The organism is Streptomyces axinellae (genome assembly GCF_039532135.1).
GTDB classification, from domain to species: Bacteria; Actinomycetota; Actinomycetes; order Streptomycetales; family Streptomycetaceae; genus Streptomyces; species Streptomyces axinellae.
Map to the genome: position 1 here is coordinate 192,837 of NZ_BAAARJ010000010.1, position 15,813 is coordinate 208,649.

The 15,813-nt window shown below is 72.4% G+C and carries 9 protein-coding genes; 4 read left to right on the plus strand and 5 right to left on the minus strand.

Translation table 11 applies throughout. The features are described 5' to 3' along the window. Positions 1-5: 5 nt before the first annotated feature. From ABD339_RS17155 to ccrA, 3 genes are all read right to left on the minus strand, one after another. Positions 6-392 carry a hypothetical protein gene (locus tag ABD339_RS17155; RefSeq protein ID WP_344566941.1) on the minus strand — a complete coding sequence of 129 codons (387 nt, stop codon included), beginning with the start codon at positions 390-392 and terminating at the stop codon, positions 6-8. A 162-nt stretch (positions 393-554) separates the two neighbouring features. After that, positions 555-3,425, minus strand: a complete 2,871-nt coding sequence (locus ABD339_RS17160) for a helix-turn-helix transcriptional regulator (protein WP_344566943.1) — start codon at positions 3,423-3,425, stop codon at positions 555-557. A 497-nt stretch (positions 3,426-3,922) separates the two neighbouring features. After that, complete coding sequence (ccrA, locus tag ABD339_RS17165) at positions 3,923-5,290, minus strand: crotonyl-CoA carboxylase/reductase (protein ID WP_344566945.1); 1,368 nt, start codon at positions 5,288-5,290, stop codon at positions 3,923-3,925. A gap of 503 nt (positions 5,291-5,793) precedes the next feature. Between ccrA and ABD339_RS17170 the strand changes: the two genes are divergently transcribed. Then, complete coding sequence (locus ABD339_RS17170) at positions 5,794-6,546, plus strand: thioesterase II family protein (RefSeq protein WP_344566947.1); 753 nt, start codon at positions 5,794-5,796, stop codon at positions 6,544-6,546. On the opposite strand, the gene ABD339_RS17175 is transcribed toward ABD339_RS17170, so the two are convergent. Together ABD339_RS17175 and ABD339_RS17180 are read right to left on the minus strand one after the other, a co-directional pair. Beyond that, positions 6,534-7,880 (minus strand): MFS transporter, encoded by a 1,347-nt coding sequence (locus tag ABD339_RS17175; protein WP_344566948.1) that lies wholly within the window; start codon positions 7,878-7,880, stop codon positions 6,534-6,536. The genes ABD339_RS17170 and ABD339_RS17175 overlap by 13 nt on opposite strands. 158 nt (positions 7,881-8,038) lie before the next feature. Then, positions 8,039-9,235: a cytochrome P450 gene (locus ABD339_RS17180; protein WP_344566949.1), complete on the minus strand. Its 1,197-nt coding sequence runs from the start codon at positions 9,233-9,235 to the stop codon at positions 8,039-8,041. A 115-nt stretch (positions 9,236-9,350) separates the two neighbouring features. On the opposite strand from ABD339_RS17180, the gene ABD339_RS17185 reads away from it, so the two are divergent. The 3 genes from ABD339_RS17185 to ABD339_RS17195 all read left to right on the plus strand — a co-directional run bounded on the left by ABD339_RS17185 (position 9,351) and on the right by ABD339_RS17195 (position 15,777). Next, positions 9,351-10,037: an NAD(P)H-binding protein gene (locus ABD339_RS17185; protein ID WP_344566951.1), complete on the plus strand. Its 687-nt coding sequence runs from the start codon at positions 9,351-9,353 to the stop codon at positions 10,035-10,037. A gap of 110 nt (positions 10,038-10,147) precedes the next feature. Then, on the plus strand, positions 10,148-10,351 hold the full coding sequence (locus ABD339_RS17190; protein WP_344566953.1) for a ferredoxin: 204 nt from the start codon (positions 10,148-10,150) through the stop codon (positions 10,349-10,351). Positions 10,352-10,599: 248 nt separating this feature from the next. After that, positions 10,600-15,777 carry a type I polyketide synthase gene (locus ABD339_RS17195; protein ID WP_344566954.1) on the plus strand — a complete coding sequence of 1,726 codons (5,178 nt, stop codon included), beginning with the start codon at positions 10,600-10,602 and terminating at the stop codon, positions 15,775-15,777. Positions 15,778-15,813 lie beyond the last annotated feature (36 nt).

Here is a 15,813-nt window from a genome sequence, read left to right on the forward strand (position 1 = left end):
TCGCGTCACGACGGCCACGGAAGCGGAGGCGGACCGACGGCGTCCGACCGGCTGACGATCTTTCGCAGTTCGCGGGCACTCCGTGGCGACAGGGCCTGCATCACGGTGTCGAGGAGGGCTCGGGCTTCGAGCGGGTTGCCGCAGCAGTACCCGTGCACGTTGCCCCCTTCGTCGTCGTGCCACAGCGCACGCTCGGGCTGGTGGACGTAGTCCTTCCACAGGCGCGCGGCCGTGCTGACGTCGCCCGGCCGCAGATAGTTGCGCGTGCGCTCAAGACGGATGATCTCGGACAGCGCACCCGAAGACAGGCCGTCGATGACTGGCCCTGCCTGTGCGGCCCGCCGGCTGCCGGGAGCGCCGGCACGGAGGTGTCCTGGCCGTCTACGCGGCATGGACCTTTCGGTTCGTCGTCATGCGGCCCATGGTGCCACGGTCTCGGACGGAGTCCGACGGTCCCGACCGCGGCCGGATCGATGGCGGCAAGCCCGTCCAACACCCCTGGACCCTCAAGGGCGTCGGCGAGCCTCGAAGGTCCTGGTGGGTGATGAACCGGCTCAGACGCGAGCGCCGAGCACCACGAAGACCGAGGAGAACCGGTCTTCGAGTTCCTGCCGGTGCCGGACTCGCAACTTCCGGTAGATCCGCGTCAGATGCTGCTCGACCGTGCTGGGGGTGATGAACAACCGCGCGGAGATCTCCCGGTTGGTGTGGCCCTGAATGGCCAGGACGGCGACGCGCCGTTCGGCCGAACTGAGCTTGCCCAGCTCGGCGTCGTATTCGAGCGGTACCTCCTCCCGGGCGGCGGTGGCCGTGGTGTCCACCGTGATGAGCTGCTGGAGACGGCCTGCCGCACACTGCTGTGCCATCCGCTGGGCCCGCTTGATCGTCGTACGGGCGAGGCCCAGGCGCGAGGTCTCCCGGTAGGCGGCGGCCAGATCGGTCAGGGTGTAGGCGAGCTGGAGGCGGCTGCCGCACCGCTCCAGACGGTCCGCCGACGCTTTGAGGAGGGAGATGCGCCGGTCCGCCGCACCGGCCTTGGCGAGCAGGCGCAGCGTCATGCCCTGTACGGCCGTTTCCTCCTTGGGGAGCAGGCCCAGCTGTTCCTCCAGGAGGGGACGGGCGCTCCCGGCGTCACCGACGTGGAGATACGCCTCGGCGAGGTCGCAGCGCCAGGGCACCACCGTGGGCAGGTCGGCGTCGAGGTATGCGGACATGTCCCGGCAGTTCTCGAAGTCGGCCACAGCCGCGTGCAGCCGGCCCACCGCCAGGTGGTGCCGTCCGCGAGCGCGCGCGTACAGCAAGCCGCTCACTCCCCGGAAGACCGCGGGCGGTACGGGACGGTCCAGCACCTCGGCGGCCTCTTCGTACCGCCCCGTCTCCGTCAGCGTCTCGACCAGGACGGCCGCGACGGACCCCACCCCCGAGCCCCACTCCTGCCAGGGCTTGTGCGCCAGCGCCTCTCTCAGGCAGCGGCGCGCTCCGGCGAGGTCGCCGAGGGCCATCGCGATCCTCGCCTGAACCGCGGCCAGCAGCGACCGCCACAGCGGCGAGGGGAAGTCATCCAGCGCCGCGGAGAGCGAGACGCACCACTTCCGGGCCACCGGCAGGGAATTGACGGCGTCCAGCACCCAGCAGGCGAAAAGGAACGGCTCCACCTCCGAGGTCTTGACCCGGATGCCTTCGAGCAGTTGCTCCGCCGCGAAGATCGCTCCGGCCCGGTCCCCCCGGCCCAGCAGATCGGGGATCTTGTGCAGGACGGTCGGCAGCCACGAGTGGTTGCCGATCACCACGCACCGGTTCGCGTCGCCGGGCACCCGCGGCCCGCTCAGCTCGACGGGGGCGCGGTGGGGCGGAACACCGTGCCATACGCCATACAGCACCTCGGCCAGGGTCACCTCGGCCTCGTCCTCGGGAGCGTGCGGCTCCTGACGCAGCGCGGTCATCAGCTCCCAGGCCCGGCCGGGATGTCCGTGCAGCAGCATCGCCCGGACGAGAAAGGCGGCATCGGCGGGGCGCAGCGCACCCTGCCGGGCGGCACCGCTCAGCGAGGGCACCAGCGAGGACACCAGCGCCGGGTTCGTCAGCCATTCGCTGCGCAGCAGGAGCATCTCCGCCGCCGCGCGCTCCTCCGCCGTGCCGGCGGAAGCCTGTACGAGCCGGAGCAGTGCGCCCGCCGGCTCGGTGCGCCCCTCCTCCAGCGCCCGGCTGACCACTTCCATCACCAGCGACAGATCCCAGGGCGGACCGATCCTGCCCGCGGCCTCCAGCTTCCGTGCCACATGCCGCACCGGCACGCCGTCGTCGAACAGGACGCGGGCCGCCGCGAGATGGACGTCGGCGCACTCGGTGAAGTCCGGATCCTCCAGCAGCGCCTGGGCTATGTGCTGCCGCAGCCGCGGCCCATGGGTCATGCCCAGTTCACGGAGCGCGTCGAGTACCCGGTCGGCCAGGCCGGTGTCCCCATCGAGCAGTCGGCTCAGGCGCTGCGCGGTGCACAGCGGACCGAGGACGGCGGCAGCGCGGGCGCCCCGGCTGAACCCGGGGGTGTCGCTGCCGTCGATGATGATGCGGACGGTGTCGTAGAAGTCGGCGTCCACGCTCAAGGCGCTCCCGCCCTGTTCGACCGAAGCCAGGTACTTCGCCACGAGCAGTCCGGAGAGAGGGATATTTCCGCCGCTGAGGTCGTGCACTCCGCCGGCGATCTGCTGCACGGTAATTTTCACCGCGGGATCGCGAACCGTCGCGACGCGTTCGGCGATCCAGTCCGCCAGCCTCTCGCGCGAGAGGAGATTCAACCGGACCAGCCGTGTGTGCGGCAGGCGGAGAATATCGGTACGGAAATCATCGCAGCGCGTGACGACTTGCCCCGTTCTTTCGCTCAGCACCATCCTGATGCGAGTTCCTTTGAGGCGCCGGGCGAGAAAGCGGAGGAAGCCCTGCGAGGGCGGATCGACGAAATTGATGTCATCGACCGAGATGAGCAGCGGGCGCCTCGCGGCGGCGGAGACGAGCCGGTGGAAAGCACGCTCCTGCACTTCGGCGTGCTCCCGCGCCCCGGCGCGCTCGGGCGAGCCCGCACGGGAGGACGGATCTCCTTCCGCGGGACGCATGAGTTCCGTGAGTTCTGCGGGGTCCGCTGCCGACGGTGGCCCGGCCCGGTGGACGGCCGTGTCGTGCGGCTCCTCCAGCTGCCTCAGGACCTGGCGCAGCACGCCGAAGGCGGACTGCTGCTCGCTCGGCCACCCCGTCGCCGCCAGCGTCAGTGCGCCGGATTCGGTGGCCGCCTCGCCGACCGCGTTGAGGAGAGTGGTCTTGCCTGACCGCTTCGGGCCCCGGACAAGGAGGAGAGCGCTGTCGGCGTGCCGGGTCTCGAAGCCCGGGATGAGCACGTGGGGCGGTAGTGCCTGCTCAGCGGACGGTGTCACCGTGACGGGGCTCCTCTCGCAAGGGCGGCACAGGTCGGCCGGTCGCGCGTTCGGCGCCGCCCGTCGTAGTGCCGGGGAATGTCATGCCGGACAGGAGTGCAAAACCGTGTGCCGTTCGGGCGGAGCCCTGGTTGTGTGCTCGCCCGAAACTGTTCACCCATGTTGTGTCCTGAATTTAGCCGGCCTGCGTTTCCTATTCTTGCTGTCGTGAAGCCTCGTGAAACCCCGTCAAGTCCTCGCGCAGGACCGCGTGGAGGTCTTCGGGCGTTTCCTTGAGTGCGCCGGGGCCCGTGGGGGAGTGAAAGCCCTGGCCGGGGGATAGCGGTAGGTCCATCCCAACGGGGTTAAGGCGTTGCCTTTCGACTGATCGCCGGGGAAGTGTTCGCACCGGGCGCTGACATTCGCCCCACCGGAATCCGGCCCGTCAGCACATTCGAGTGGAGAGCGGCGCCCTGGGACTCGGAGGGCGCGTGCCGGGCGCCTTTGGGCGCCCCCGGTCAGCCTCCGGCACGCGGGGCCGTTCCGCCCGCCGCCCGGAAGCGGTTGATGGCCGCCAGATGCCGCGCGCGCAGCTGTTCGTCGCGTACTCCCAGCCCTTCCTCCGGCGCCAGGCACAGCACCCCCACCTTGCCGGAGTGCCGGTTGCGGTGGACGTCCTGCGTCGCCTGACCCACGGCGGACAACGGGTACACGGTCGAGAGCGTCGGATGGACCATGCCCTTGGCGATGAGCCGGTTCGCTTCCCATGCCTCGCGGTAGTTGGCGAAATGGCTGCCCACGATGCGCTTGAGCGACATCCACAGATAGCGGTTGTCGTACTCGTGCCGGAACCCGGAGGTGGAGGCGCACGTGACCACGGTGCCGCCGCGCCGGGCCACGAACACACTGGCTCCGAAGGTCTCCCGGCCGGGATGCTCGACGACGATGTCCGGATCGTCGCCCCCGGTCAGCTCCCGGATGTGGGACCCGAACCGTTTCCACTCCTTCGGGTCGGGCGTCACCTGGTCCTTCCAGAACCGGTAGCCCTCCTTCTGCCGGTCGATGACCAACTCGGCGCCCAGGGAGCGCATCAGCTCGGCCTTGCGCTCCCCGGAGACGACGCACACCGGGACCGCACCCCCGTTGAGGGCGAGCTGCGTGGCATACGAGCCCAGCCCGCCGGCGGCGCCCCAGATCAGCGTGGTGTCGCCCTGCTTCATCCGGGCACCGTTGCGGGCGACGAGCTGCCGGTAGGCGGTGGAGTTGACCAGGCCGGAGGCCGCCGCCTCCTCCCAGGTCAGATGGCGGGCCATCGGCATGAGCTGATTGCCCTTGACGAGGGACAGCTCGGCCAGGCCGCCGAAGTTGGTCTCGAAGCCCCAGATGCGCTGCTCCGGGTCGAGCATGGTGTCGTCGTGCCCCTCGTGCGCGCCCAGTTCGACGGACAGACAGTGGGCCACCACCCGGTCGCCCGGCCTCCAGCGCCGCACGCCGGACCCCGTGCGCAGCACGACACCGGCCAGGTCGGAGCCGAGCACGTGGTACGGCTGGTCGTGCCGGGCCGCCGAGGGAGCGCCCGAACGTCCGTACCGCTCCAGGAAGGTGAAGGTGGGGATCGGCTCGAAGATGGCGCTCCATACGGTGTTGTAGTTGACGGCGCTGGCCATCACGGCGATCAGCGCCTCGTCCGGGCCCGGCTCCGGGGTGGGGACCTCGCGGACGTGGAGGGACCTCGACGGCGACTTCTGCGGGCCGGCCAGCCCCTCGAACATGCCCACGTCCTCCCGCCGGATCACCGCACCGCGGTAGGAGTCCGGGACGGGCAGTGCGGCGAATGCCGCGCTGTCCACCCCGTCCGAAAGGGCAGCGCTGACGATCTCCCGCATGACGGATCCTCCGAAGACGCGCGATGGCCGAGGCGGCCTAAGCCTTCTGGCCTCGCGGTGGGCGGCGCCGGCCTCGGCGAACGCCGTGCCGGTGGCCCCCGGTCCGAACACCGCGAGGGTGGAAAAGCGCCGCCGGCAGCGGACCGGCGCGCGGACCGGCGGACCGGACAAGCGGACAAGGGGTGAGTGGTCACCACGCTAGGGGCCCCGCTCCTCGGGGAAGAACCCCTATCGCCCCCTTCGGGACCGGGCGGTGCCTGCTACGGCCTGTCCGGCGGATCCGAGACGGTCGCCGGCAGGGGGTGGACCCGGCGTCGTTAGAATACGATTCTCGGCGTGCCCTGGACGTGAGCCCCGCTCGCGGTCCGGAACCGTATTCGTCCACGGCCCGGGACAGCACAGCACAACGCCCGGCAACGCCGGTCGTGTCGTGGGTACTTGAGCGAGGGGCGGGACACCGCCCGATGCCGGGGGAGAAGCCGAAAAGTGCGAGGGGGCAGTCGATGAACACGGCCGAGCGGTGGATCCGCCGCTACTCACCCGAGCTGCCCGGGGCGGCCCAGCTCGTCTTCTTCCCGCACGCGGGCGGATCGGCCAGCTACTACCGCCCGTTCTGTCTGGCTCTCGCCGACCGGTTCGAGGTGTCCGCACTCCAGTACCCGGGCCGGCAGGACCGGTTCGCCGAGCCGTGCGTGACCGACCTGGACAGCCTGGCCGATCACGTCTTCGCCCGGCTGCGGACGATGACCGGCCGTCCCCTCGCCTTCTTCGGCCACAGCATGGGCGCGCTCCTGGCGTATGAGACGGCGCGGCGCTTCGAGGAGGAACTCGGCATCTCACCGGTACGCCTCTTCGCCTCCGGCCGGAGCGCACCCTCCCGCCCGGGGGAGACGGCCGTGGACCTGACGGGCGACAGGCTGCTCACCGAGATCCGGGCACTGGGCGGCACCGACCCCCAGCTCCTGGACGACGAGGCCATGCTCGAACTGCTTCTCCAGCCGCTGCGCGCCGACTACCAGGCGCTCCAGACCTACCGTTTCTCTCCCGGGCCCCCGTTGCGCTGCCCTGTCACCGCCCTGTCCGGCGCGTCCGACCCGCGCACGCGCGAGGACGGGGTGGCCGCCTGGCGGGAGCACACGCAGGGGGAGTTCGACATGCGGGTCTTCCCCGGCGGCCATTTCTTCCTCAGCGAGCACGTCGAAGATGTCACCGCGCTCGTCACCGAACGGCTGTCCGGCGTGTCTCAGTCCGGCTGAGCGCTGATACCCGGCGCGGCTTCCGGCCCCGGCCCGGCGCCCGCCCGCGCCGCTCGGCGCGGGGCACGCGGCAGGAGCAGAGCGATGAGCGCCAATCCCGTGCCCGCACCGATGGCCGCTGCGGGGCCCGCGGCATCCAGCAGCGCGCCGGAGAGCATCATGCTGAGAGCGGACCCGCCGGTCGTCGCCGTCTGCAACCAGCCGAACGCCTCCGTCCGCCGGGCCGCGGGGGCCACCTCGGCAACCCGCGTGTTGTTGGCGGCCAGGTTCGGGCTGATCACCAGGCCCCCGGCGAACAGCACCGTGCCGATCACCGCGACCGGTGTCGCCTCGCGTACCGGAGGCAGTACGAGCGCGAGCGCGGCCATGCCCGCCGCCAGCCCCAGCAGCAGCACGGTCTGGCTGACCTTCCAGGACGTAGCACCGAGTACGAGGCCGCCGAGCAGCGAACCGACCGTCCAGATGGCGACGAGCACCCCGGAGAGCCCCACGCTCCCGGCGTCTCCGGCGTAGGCCACGAGGGAGAGGTTGATCGTGAAGACCGCCCCCATCACGCACATGGCGACCACCAGGACGGGCAGCAGCCCCGGTTCGGCCGGCAACGGACGCCTGCGCCCGCCCGCCAGGGAAGCCCCGCCCGCCGGCGGAGCCCCGGCCGCCCAGCCCGCCGCCGGCTGCCCTGTCTCTCCCGCCGGCTCCGCGTTCCGCTCGCTCTCCGCACTCCGTGACGGTCTCTCGGCCAGACCCGAGCGCCGGTAGGCCGCCGCGAACACCACCGAGCCGCCGAGGGCCAGCATCGCGCACACCCCGACCGACCAGGCCGGGTTGAGCGCGGCGGCCGTCAGCGAGGCCAGCAGCGGGCCCAGCGTCGCGACCGCGTCCTGCCCCACGGCCTCCAGCGTGTAGATGCTCGCCCGCTGTTCCTCGGCGACCAGCACCGGCAAGGCCGCCCGGCTCACCTGGGGGATCGGTGAGGTGCCACACCCGGCGAAGGCAGCCACCAGGAGGGCCAGCGGCCAGTGTCCGGGCGGCAGGAAGACCGTGAGGGCGATGAGCAGGGTGAGGCCGAGGGCGAAGGAGAGTCCGGTGACCATCACCAGCCGGGGCACCGAACCCCGGTCCGCGGCCCGCCCCCGGTAGGGCGCCGAGAGCGCCTGCGCCACGGCCTGCACTCCGATGAGCACGCCCACCTCGCCGAACGAGCCGGTCCAGTGGGACAGGAGCACTGTGGACGCGATCGGCAGTGCCATCACACTCAGCCGGCTGATGAGGGAGCAGACGAAGAGCGAAGGCAGGTGGGGTACTGCGAGGAGGGAGCGATAGGCGTTGAGCACGCGCCGCTGCTTTCTGTCGGCCGGAGCACTGCTTGGGCCGGCACCACGGTATGCACCATTGGGGCGTCCGGGGCGCGGATCGTCCTCCGGCGGGGTGACGGCCTCTCGGATTCCGCCCGCTCGCCGGCTTCGGGCCCGCCTCCGCGTCCGCGCCCGCCTCACCAGGCCACCGGAAGCTCCTTCACGCCGTAGGCCACGGAGTCGTCCTTGAAGCGGACCTCCTCGGGCGCGATCGCCGGGCGAAGGGTGGGGAACCGGGCGAACAGCAGGCCGAAGGAGACCCGCAACTCCACCCGGGCGAGCTGCTGGGCGATGCACTGGTGGATCCCGTGACCGAACGTCAGATGGTGTACGTCCTTCCGGGCCAGATCCAGCACATCGGGGTCGGGATACCGGTCGGAGTCCCGGTTCGCCGAGACCATCGATCCCTTGACGGTCTCCCCTGGCCTGATCAGGTGTCCGGCGAACTCGACTTCTTCCGTTGCCGTGCGGATGAACTCCAGGTGCACGATCGACAGATAGCGCAGCAACTCCTCGACGGCGTTGTCGATGAGCGACGGGTCCGCCCTGAGCTTGGCCAGCTCCCCGGGGTGGCGGAGCAGGGCGTAGGCGCCGATGCTCAGCATGTTCGACGTCGACTCGTGCCCCGCGATCAGCAGCAGGACGCTCACCCCGATGATCTCCTCCAGCGTCAGCCGGTCCTCGGCCGGTGAGTGGAGCAGGCCGCTGATGATGTCGTCGTGCGGATGCCGCTGCTTCTCGTGCACCAGGTCGGTGATGAAGGCGAAGAGCTGCTCCTTGGCGCGGTGCACCTCCGCCAGGGGCAGGTCCACGTTGAGCACGGTCTGTGCCCAGCGCTGGAAGTCGTGCCGGTGACGGGACGGCACCCCCAGCAGATCGCAGATGACGAGAGAGGGCACCGGCAGCGCGAACGTCTGCACGAGATCGACGCCGGGCCCCGCCTCCGCCATCGCGTCGAGCTGCTGATGGACGTATCCGGCGATCTTCGGCTCCAGCTCCCGCACCCTGCGGACGGTGAACTGACCGGCGAGCATCCGGCGGTAGCGGGTGTGTTCGGGCGGGTCCATGCTCACCATGGCGCCGGCCGGCAGCTTCGGCTTCTCGTGCGTGTGCCTGGTGCGCGCCGCGCGGTTCCGGTCCGAACTGAACCGGCTGTCCAGCAGAAAGTCCCGTACGTCTTTGAATTTGGTCAGCAGCCAGCCCTCCTGGCCATCGGCGAACCGTACGCGGCTGACCGGTTCCTCCTCCCGCAGTCGTTTGTACTCGTCCGGAGGATCGAAGGGGCAGCTTCGGTGGAGGGGCAGATTCCGCGCTTCCGGCTGCGATTCCGACACGTTTTCTTCCTTCTCCTCGGTGCTCGGTCCAGTTGGTGAGCGGAACTTGCCGCGAGTGATGCGGAATGAATTCTCGCGGGTTTCCGGTGCGTTCTCGGCGCTCATACTGACCAGCATGCGAATGGTGATTCTCGGGGCCTCGACTCCCCTGGGGAGTGCGCTGGTCGCCGCGTGCGCGGCCGGTGGCGGCCGGCCGGTCGCGCTGGTGCGCACAGCGGCGCCCGCGGACCGGCTGCGCGCGCTGGGCGGTGAACCGGTGATCGTCGATCCCGCTCAGGGGCCGCGTGCGGTACGGGCCGCGCTCGCCGGGGCCCTGCGGCAGGCCGACGCCCTCGTGCTCGCGGCCGGAACAGGCGGCGGCGCGGGCTCCCCGCCCCGCCCGGGACCGGACGGGAGACCCGCCGCGCTGTTCGCCGGGGCCGGCGAGCGGGCCGGGGTGCGCCGCTACCTCATGGTCAGCAACTGGCACGGCGCCGAGGGGCAGCCCTGGTCCGAGCGCGAGAGGGCCGCCTACCTCGCGGCCAAGACCGCCGCCGAGGACGATGTGCGCGGCCGTGACCTGGACTGGACGATCGTGCGGACCGGAAGACTCACCGACGCGCCGCAGCGGGGCCGCGTGCGGCTTCGCGCGGCCGTCGCGAACGTGGCACCCGGGGGCGAGATCGGCCGGGCGGACGTGGCCGCCGCGGTCCTCGCCCTGCTCGACCGCTCCGCCGGCTTCGGACGGACGCTGGAACTGACGTCCGGGAGCGAGCCGTTGCGCCCGGCCGTGGACGCCGTGTGCGGTCCGGGGGGCGACTGATTCCCTTTCCCCGCCCAACCGGGGAAATGCGCCGGACCGCCGGGTCGGTGGTGCGCTGCGGTATGAATTCCCGTATTGCATCGATGTGTTGCCGCGGATACGTTCAGAGAATGCGCATCAAAGTGGACCGCGAGAAATGTACATCCAGCGGAAGCTGTGCGATGTACTTTCCCGGGCTGTTCGACCAGGACGACAAAGACGGTCGGGTTCGGCTCATCACGGAACATCCTTCCGGGGGCCAGGAGGCCGAGGCGAGAGAAGCGGCATCGCGCTGCCCGACGGGTGCTATCAGCGTGCTGGAGACATCCGGGTGAGCAGGCGGAACCTGGGACGAAGGGCGGAGGCACGGCGGCGGCGCCACCGGCACCGCCAGCTTCCCCGGGCGTCCCCGTCGCGGGGCAACCCCCTGACCGCCCCCTAGCGGCCCCAAGGGGCGGAACAGTGGGGCCCGGCGGCCGGTGACAGGGGGGTTGAGGGGGAGAGCGGCGGCCGGTCCCGCTCGCAGAATGGACGGTGGTGGGCACTGCCCGGTGACTTTCCCCTCCCGAGGAGCCGACGATCCATGACCGACAGCGAAGACAGGTTCCGTACGTACCTCAAGAAGATCACCGCCGATCTGCGCACCACCCGCCACCGGCTCCATGAGGTGCTGGAACAGGCGAGCGAGCCGATCGCCGTCGTCGGTATCGGCTGCCGGTTCGCCGGCCGTGTCGACTCCCCGGACGGGCTGTGGGATCTGGTGGGCGGCGAAAGCGACGCGATCGGGCCGCTGCCCTCCGACCGGGGTTGGGACGTGGACGCCCTGTACGACCCGGACCCCGCGCGGCCCGGCACCAGTTACGTGCGGTCCGGCTACTTCCTGCACGATGCCACCGCCTTCGACGCCGGCTTCTTCGGGATCTCCCCACGGGAGGCCACGGCCATGGACCCTCAGCAGCGGCTGCTGCTGGAGACCGCCTGGGAGGCGGCCGAACACGCCGGACTCGACCCGCACTCGCTGCGCGGCAGCAGGACCGGCGTCTACGTCGGCACGGCCGCGCAGAACTACGGGGTGGGCGGGGAACACGATCCGAGCGAGGCCGAGGGCTACCTCGCCACGGGCACCTCCACCAGCGTCGCCTCGGGCCGGATCGCCTACCTGTTCGGTCTCGAAGGGCCCGCGGTGACGGTGGACACCGCCTGCTCCTCGTCCCTGGTCTCCCTGCACCTGGCCGTCCAGGCACTGCGCCGCGGGGAGTGCGACCTCGCGCTGTGCGGCGGCGCCACCATCGTCCCGGTGCCCGGAGCGCTGGTGGAGTTCAGCCGTCAGCGGGGACTTTCCCCCACCGGGCGCTGCCGGGCCTTCGCCGCGGACGCCGACGGGTTCGGCATGGGCGAGGGCGTCGGAATGCTGCTGGTGCGCCGGCTCTCGGACGCCCGGCGCCGGGGACAGCGCGTGCTGGCAGTGGTGCGGGGTTCGGCGGTCAACCAGGACGGGGCCTCCAACGGCCTGACCGCGCCGAGCGGCGCGGCCCAGCAGCGGGTGATCCGCGCCGCGCTGGCCGACGCGGGACTGGCCCCGCAGCAGGTGGACATGGTGGAGGCACACGGCACCGGCACCCGGCTGGGGGACCCCATCGAGGCGCGGGCCCTGCTGGCGGCATACGGGACGGACCGCCCGGCGGACCGGCCGCTGTGGCTGGGCTCGGTGAAGTCGAACATCGGGCACGCCCAGGCGGCGGCGGGAGTGGCCGGGGTGATCAAGGCGGTGATGGCGATGCGCCGCGGGGTGCTGCCCCGCACGCTCCATGCCGATGTGCCGACACCCGAGGTGGACTGGTCGCCCGGCACCGTACGCCTGCTCGACGGGGCGCGGCCCTGGCCCGGGGAGGGCGGCCCCCGGCGGGCGGGCGTCTCGTCGTTCGGCATGAGCGGGACGAACGCGCACGTGATCCTGGAGGAGGCCGAGGAGGCCACGGCGGGGACCGGCCGCGGGGACGGACCGGACGCCGCCGGGCCGCGAAAGACCGAGCCCGCCGCCGAGGAACCCGCCAAGGACCCCACCGAGGACCTCGCCAAGGGCTCCGACGCGTACCCCACCGAGCACTCCGGCAAGGACCGCGCCCCGGCCTCCGGCCTCCCGGACCGCGCCCCGGTCCCGTGGCCGCTGTCGGGCCGGGGGCCGGGAGGACTGCGGGCACAGGCGGCGCGACTGGCCGCCGTGGTGGAGGGCCGGGGCGGGAGAGCGGACGCGCTGGGGGTGGCGAGGGCGCTGGCCGCCGGGCGCGCGCAGTTGAGCGAGCGGGCCCTGGTCCTCGGCGATGGGCTGCCGGAGCTGCTCGCCGGGCTGCGGGCGGTCGCGGGGGCGGACCCCGCCACGGGCACGGCACCCGGCGTCGTGCGGGGGAGCGGTGGCGCGGAGTCCGGACCGGTGGTGCTGGTCTTTCCCGGGCAAGGCCCCCAGTGGCTGGGGATGGGCGCCGAACTGCTCGGCTCCTGCGAGGTGTTCGCCGCCGAGTTCCGGCGGTGCGCGGAAGTCTTCCGCGACCAGGTGTCCTGGTCGGCGCGGTGGTCGCTGGACGATGTCGTCAGCGGCCGGGCCGGAGAGGAGTTCTGCGAGCGGATCGACGTACTGCAACCCGCGCTGTTCTCGGTCATGGTCTCGCTGGCGGCGGTGTGGCGGTCCTGGGGCGTCGAGCCGGCCGCGCTGGTGGGCCACTCGCTGGGGGAGATCGCCGCGGCGTACGTCGCGGGAGTCCTCACGCTGCCCGACGCGGCCAAGGTGGTCGCCGTACGGTCCCGGCTGCTGCGGCAGCTGTCGGGCACCGGCGGGATGGTCTCGGTCGCGACCAGCCGCGCGGAGGCCGAGCGGCTGCTCGCGGAACGCGGCGGGCTCTCGCTCGCGGTGGTCAACGGCCCCCGCTCGGTGGTCGTTTCCGGGCCCGTCGCCGATCTGGCGGAACTGCGTGCCCGCTGCCAGGAGGACGGTGTGCGCACCCGCGCGATCAAGGCGGACGTCGCCGGGCATTCACCGCACATGGAGGCGGTCCGCACACAGCTGGAGGCCGAACTGTCCGGCATCCGCCCCCTCGCGGGGACGACGCCGCTCTACTCCACCGTGGACTCCGCCCTGGTGGAGGGCACCGGACTGGATGGCCGCTACTGGTTCCGCAACCTCCGCCACACGGTGCGCCTCGCGGAGGTGATCACCGAACTGACCCGCACCGGCACCAGGTTCTTCGTCGAGGTCAGCGCCCACCCCGCGCTCATCGTCGGAATGCAGGAGACCATCGACGAACTGGACGAGCCGGCCGTGGTGCTGGGCTCACTGCGCCAGGGCGAGAGCGCGCTGCGGCAACTGACGCTGTCGGCGGGCGAGGGCTGGACGAAGGGACTGGAGATCGACTGGCCGGCGGTGCTCCGCGACCGGACGGGCGGGGAGGGGGGCGGCCCGGGATGGGTGGAACTGCCGACCTACGCGTTCCAGCGGCAGCGCTACTGGCTGCCTGCCGCGAACCGTCCCACCGGAGACGGCAGCCGGGCCGCCGCGTCGCCCGACGCCGAGTTCTGGACGGCGGTCCACGCGGCGGACGAGGACGCGCTCGCGGACGAACTGGGGGTGGCGCAAGGAGCGCGCGACGCGCTGCGCGAGGTGCTGCCCGCACTGGCCGACTGGCACGCGCGGCGGGAGCGGGCGGCGACGCTGGACGGCTGGCGCTACCGGGAGGCATGGAAGTCCTGGTCCCCGCCCCCGGGAGGCGGCCCCCCGGCCGGGCGCTGGCTCGTGGTGGTGCCCGAGGGGCACCTCCCTCCCTGGATGGAACGGACCATCACGGCGCTGGCGGCCACCGGCGCGCGGATCGACCGGCTGGCGATGGCTCCACGGACCACCGACCGGACGGCGCTCGCGGCCCGGCTCGCCCGGCTCGCGGCAGCGCCGTGCGAAGGCCCTGACGCGCCCGAGCCGGTGGAGTCGGAGCCGGTCGCCGGAGTGCTGGCGCTGGTCACCGCCGGACCGGAGGAGGAGGCACTGTCCGGCGGGGTCGCCGGCGGTCTGATGGCCGGACTGCTGCTGACCCAGGCGCTGGGGGACGCGGATATCGGCGCACCGCTGTGGCTGGCCACCTCCCGAGCCGTGAAGGTGACCGACGACGAGCCGCCGGCCTGCCCGGGGCAGGCCCAGGTGTGGGGGATGGGCCGGGTCGTGGGGCTGGAGCATCCCGGCCGCTGGGGCGGTCTGGTGGATCTGCCGCCGAACCCGGACGAGCGCGCCACCGCGTGGCTGATCGAGGTTCTGCGTGCCTCCGGCGACGAGGACCAACTCGCCGTCCGCCCTTCCGGTGTGTACGTCAGGCGCCTGGTACCCGCGGGGGCGGGGCCCCGGGCGCGGTCGGCCGGCGCCGGATTCCGGACCGGGGGCACGGCCCTGGTGACGGGAGGGACGGGCGCGCTCGGCGCCCATGTCGCGCGCTGGCTGGTCACGGCCGGTGCGGAACGGCTGGTGCTGGTGAGCCGCAGCGGCCCGGCGGCAGCGGGCGCCGGGGAGCTGGAGAGCGAGCTGCGGGAGGCCGGGGCCGCGGTAGTGGTGGCGGCGTGCGACGTGTCGGACCCGGGCGCTGTCCGCTCGCTGCTCAAGGACATCGAGTCCGAGGGGCCGCCGCTGCGCACGGTGGTGCACGCCGCCGGAGTGCCGCAGACCACCGCGCTGTCGGAGATGACGTCGCGGGAGTGCGCGGCGACGGTCGCGGGCAAGGTGGCGGGCGCCGTCGTGCTGGACGGGCTGCTCGCGGAACGGGAGTTGGACGCGTTCGTACTGTTCTCCTCCGCCTCCGCCACCTGGGGGAGCGGCATGAGCGCCGCGTACGCCGCCGGGAACGCCTCGTTGGACGCCCTCGCCGGGCAGCGCCGGGCGCGCGGTGCGGTGGCCACCTCGGTGGCCTGGGGCATGTGGGGCGGCACGGGGATGATCGGGGAACACGGCGAGGAGCAGCTGCGCCGTCGCGGCCTGTGCCCGATGGAACCCGGGGCCGCCGTACGGTCGTTGGAGACGGCTCTCCTGCTGGACGAGACGTGCGTGGTCGTCGCCGATGTGGACTGGGAGCGGTTCCTTCCCGGTTACACCGCCGCCCGTGCCCGGCCCCTGGTGCACGACCTGCCGCAGGTACGCCTCCTGATGTCCCAGGAGGCACGCACCGGAGCCGGGAACGGCCCGGACGCCGACCCCGGTACCGGAGCCGCCGCCGAGCACCGCCGCATCGCCGCGCTGCCGGCGGACGAGCGGGCGCAGGCCCTCCTGGACCTGGTGTGCGCCGAGGCCGCGGCCGTGCTGGGCCACGCCACGGCCGACGCCGTCGAACCGGACGCGGCCTTCCGGGAGATGGGCTTCGACTCGCTCGCCTCGGTCGGACTCCGCCGACGCCTCCAGGCCGCCCTCGACGTGCGCACACCCGTCTCACTGGCCTTCGACCACCCCACGCCGCGCAAGGCCGCCGCGTATCTGGGCACGCTGCTGGCCGGCGCCGATGCCGCGGCCGGCTCGACGGTCGAGGAGCATCTGCGGGCCCTTGAGGCGGGAGCGGAGGACCTGGCCTCCGACGAGCCGGCGCGGGCGATGGCCGTCATGCGGCTGACCGCTCTGCTCACCCGGTGGAAGGAGGCGGGGGACTTCGGCAGGCTTCCGGACGGAGGCCGGGAGGACCTCGAAGCGGCGACGGACGAGGAGATGTTCAGCCTCATCGGTGAGGAGTTCGGCATCTCCTGACCGGGACGCCCCGGCCGGCCTCCGCAGATCGGGGCG

Bases quoted from the DNA above. Each gene is read 5' to 3' on its own strand.
- ABD339_RS17170 (WP_344566947.1), top strand. From the start codon at position 5,794: ATGAACACGGCCGAGCGGTGGATCCGCCGCTACTCACCCGAGCTGCCC.
- ccrA (WP_344566945.1), bottom strand. From the start codon at position 5,290: ATGCGGGAGATCGTCAGCGCTGCCCTTTCGGACGGGGTGGACAGCGCG.
- ABD339_RS17195 (WP_344566954.1), top strand. From the start codon at position 10,600: ATGACCGACAGCGAAGACAGGTTCCGTACGTACCTCAAGAAGATCACC.
- ABD339_RS17185 (WP_344566951.1), top strand. From the start codon at position 9,351: ATGCGAATGGTGATTCTCGGGGCCTCGACTCCCCTGGGGAGTGCGCTG.
- ABD339_RS17190 (WP_344566953.1), top strand. From the start codon at position 10,148: ATGCGCATCAAAGTGGACCGCGAGAAATGTACATCCAGCGGAAGCTGT.
- ABD339_RS17155 (WP_344566941.1), bottom strand. From the start codon at position 392: ATGCCGCGTAGACGGCCAGGACACCTCCGTGCCGGCGCTCCCGGCAGC.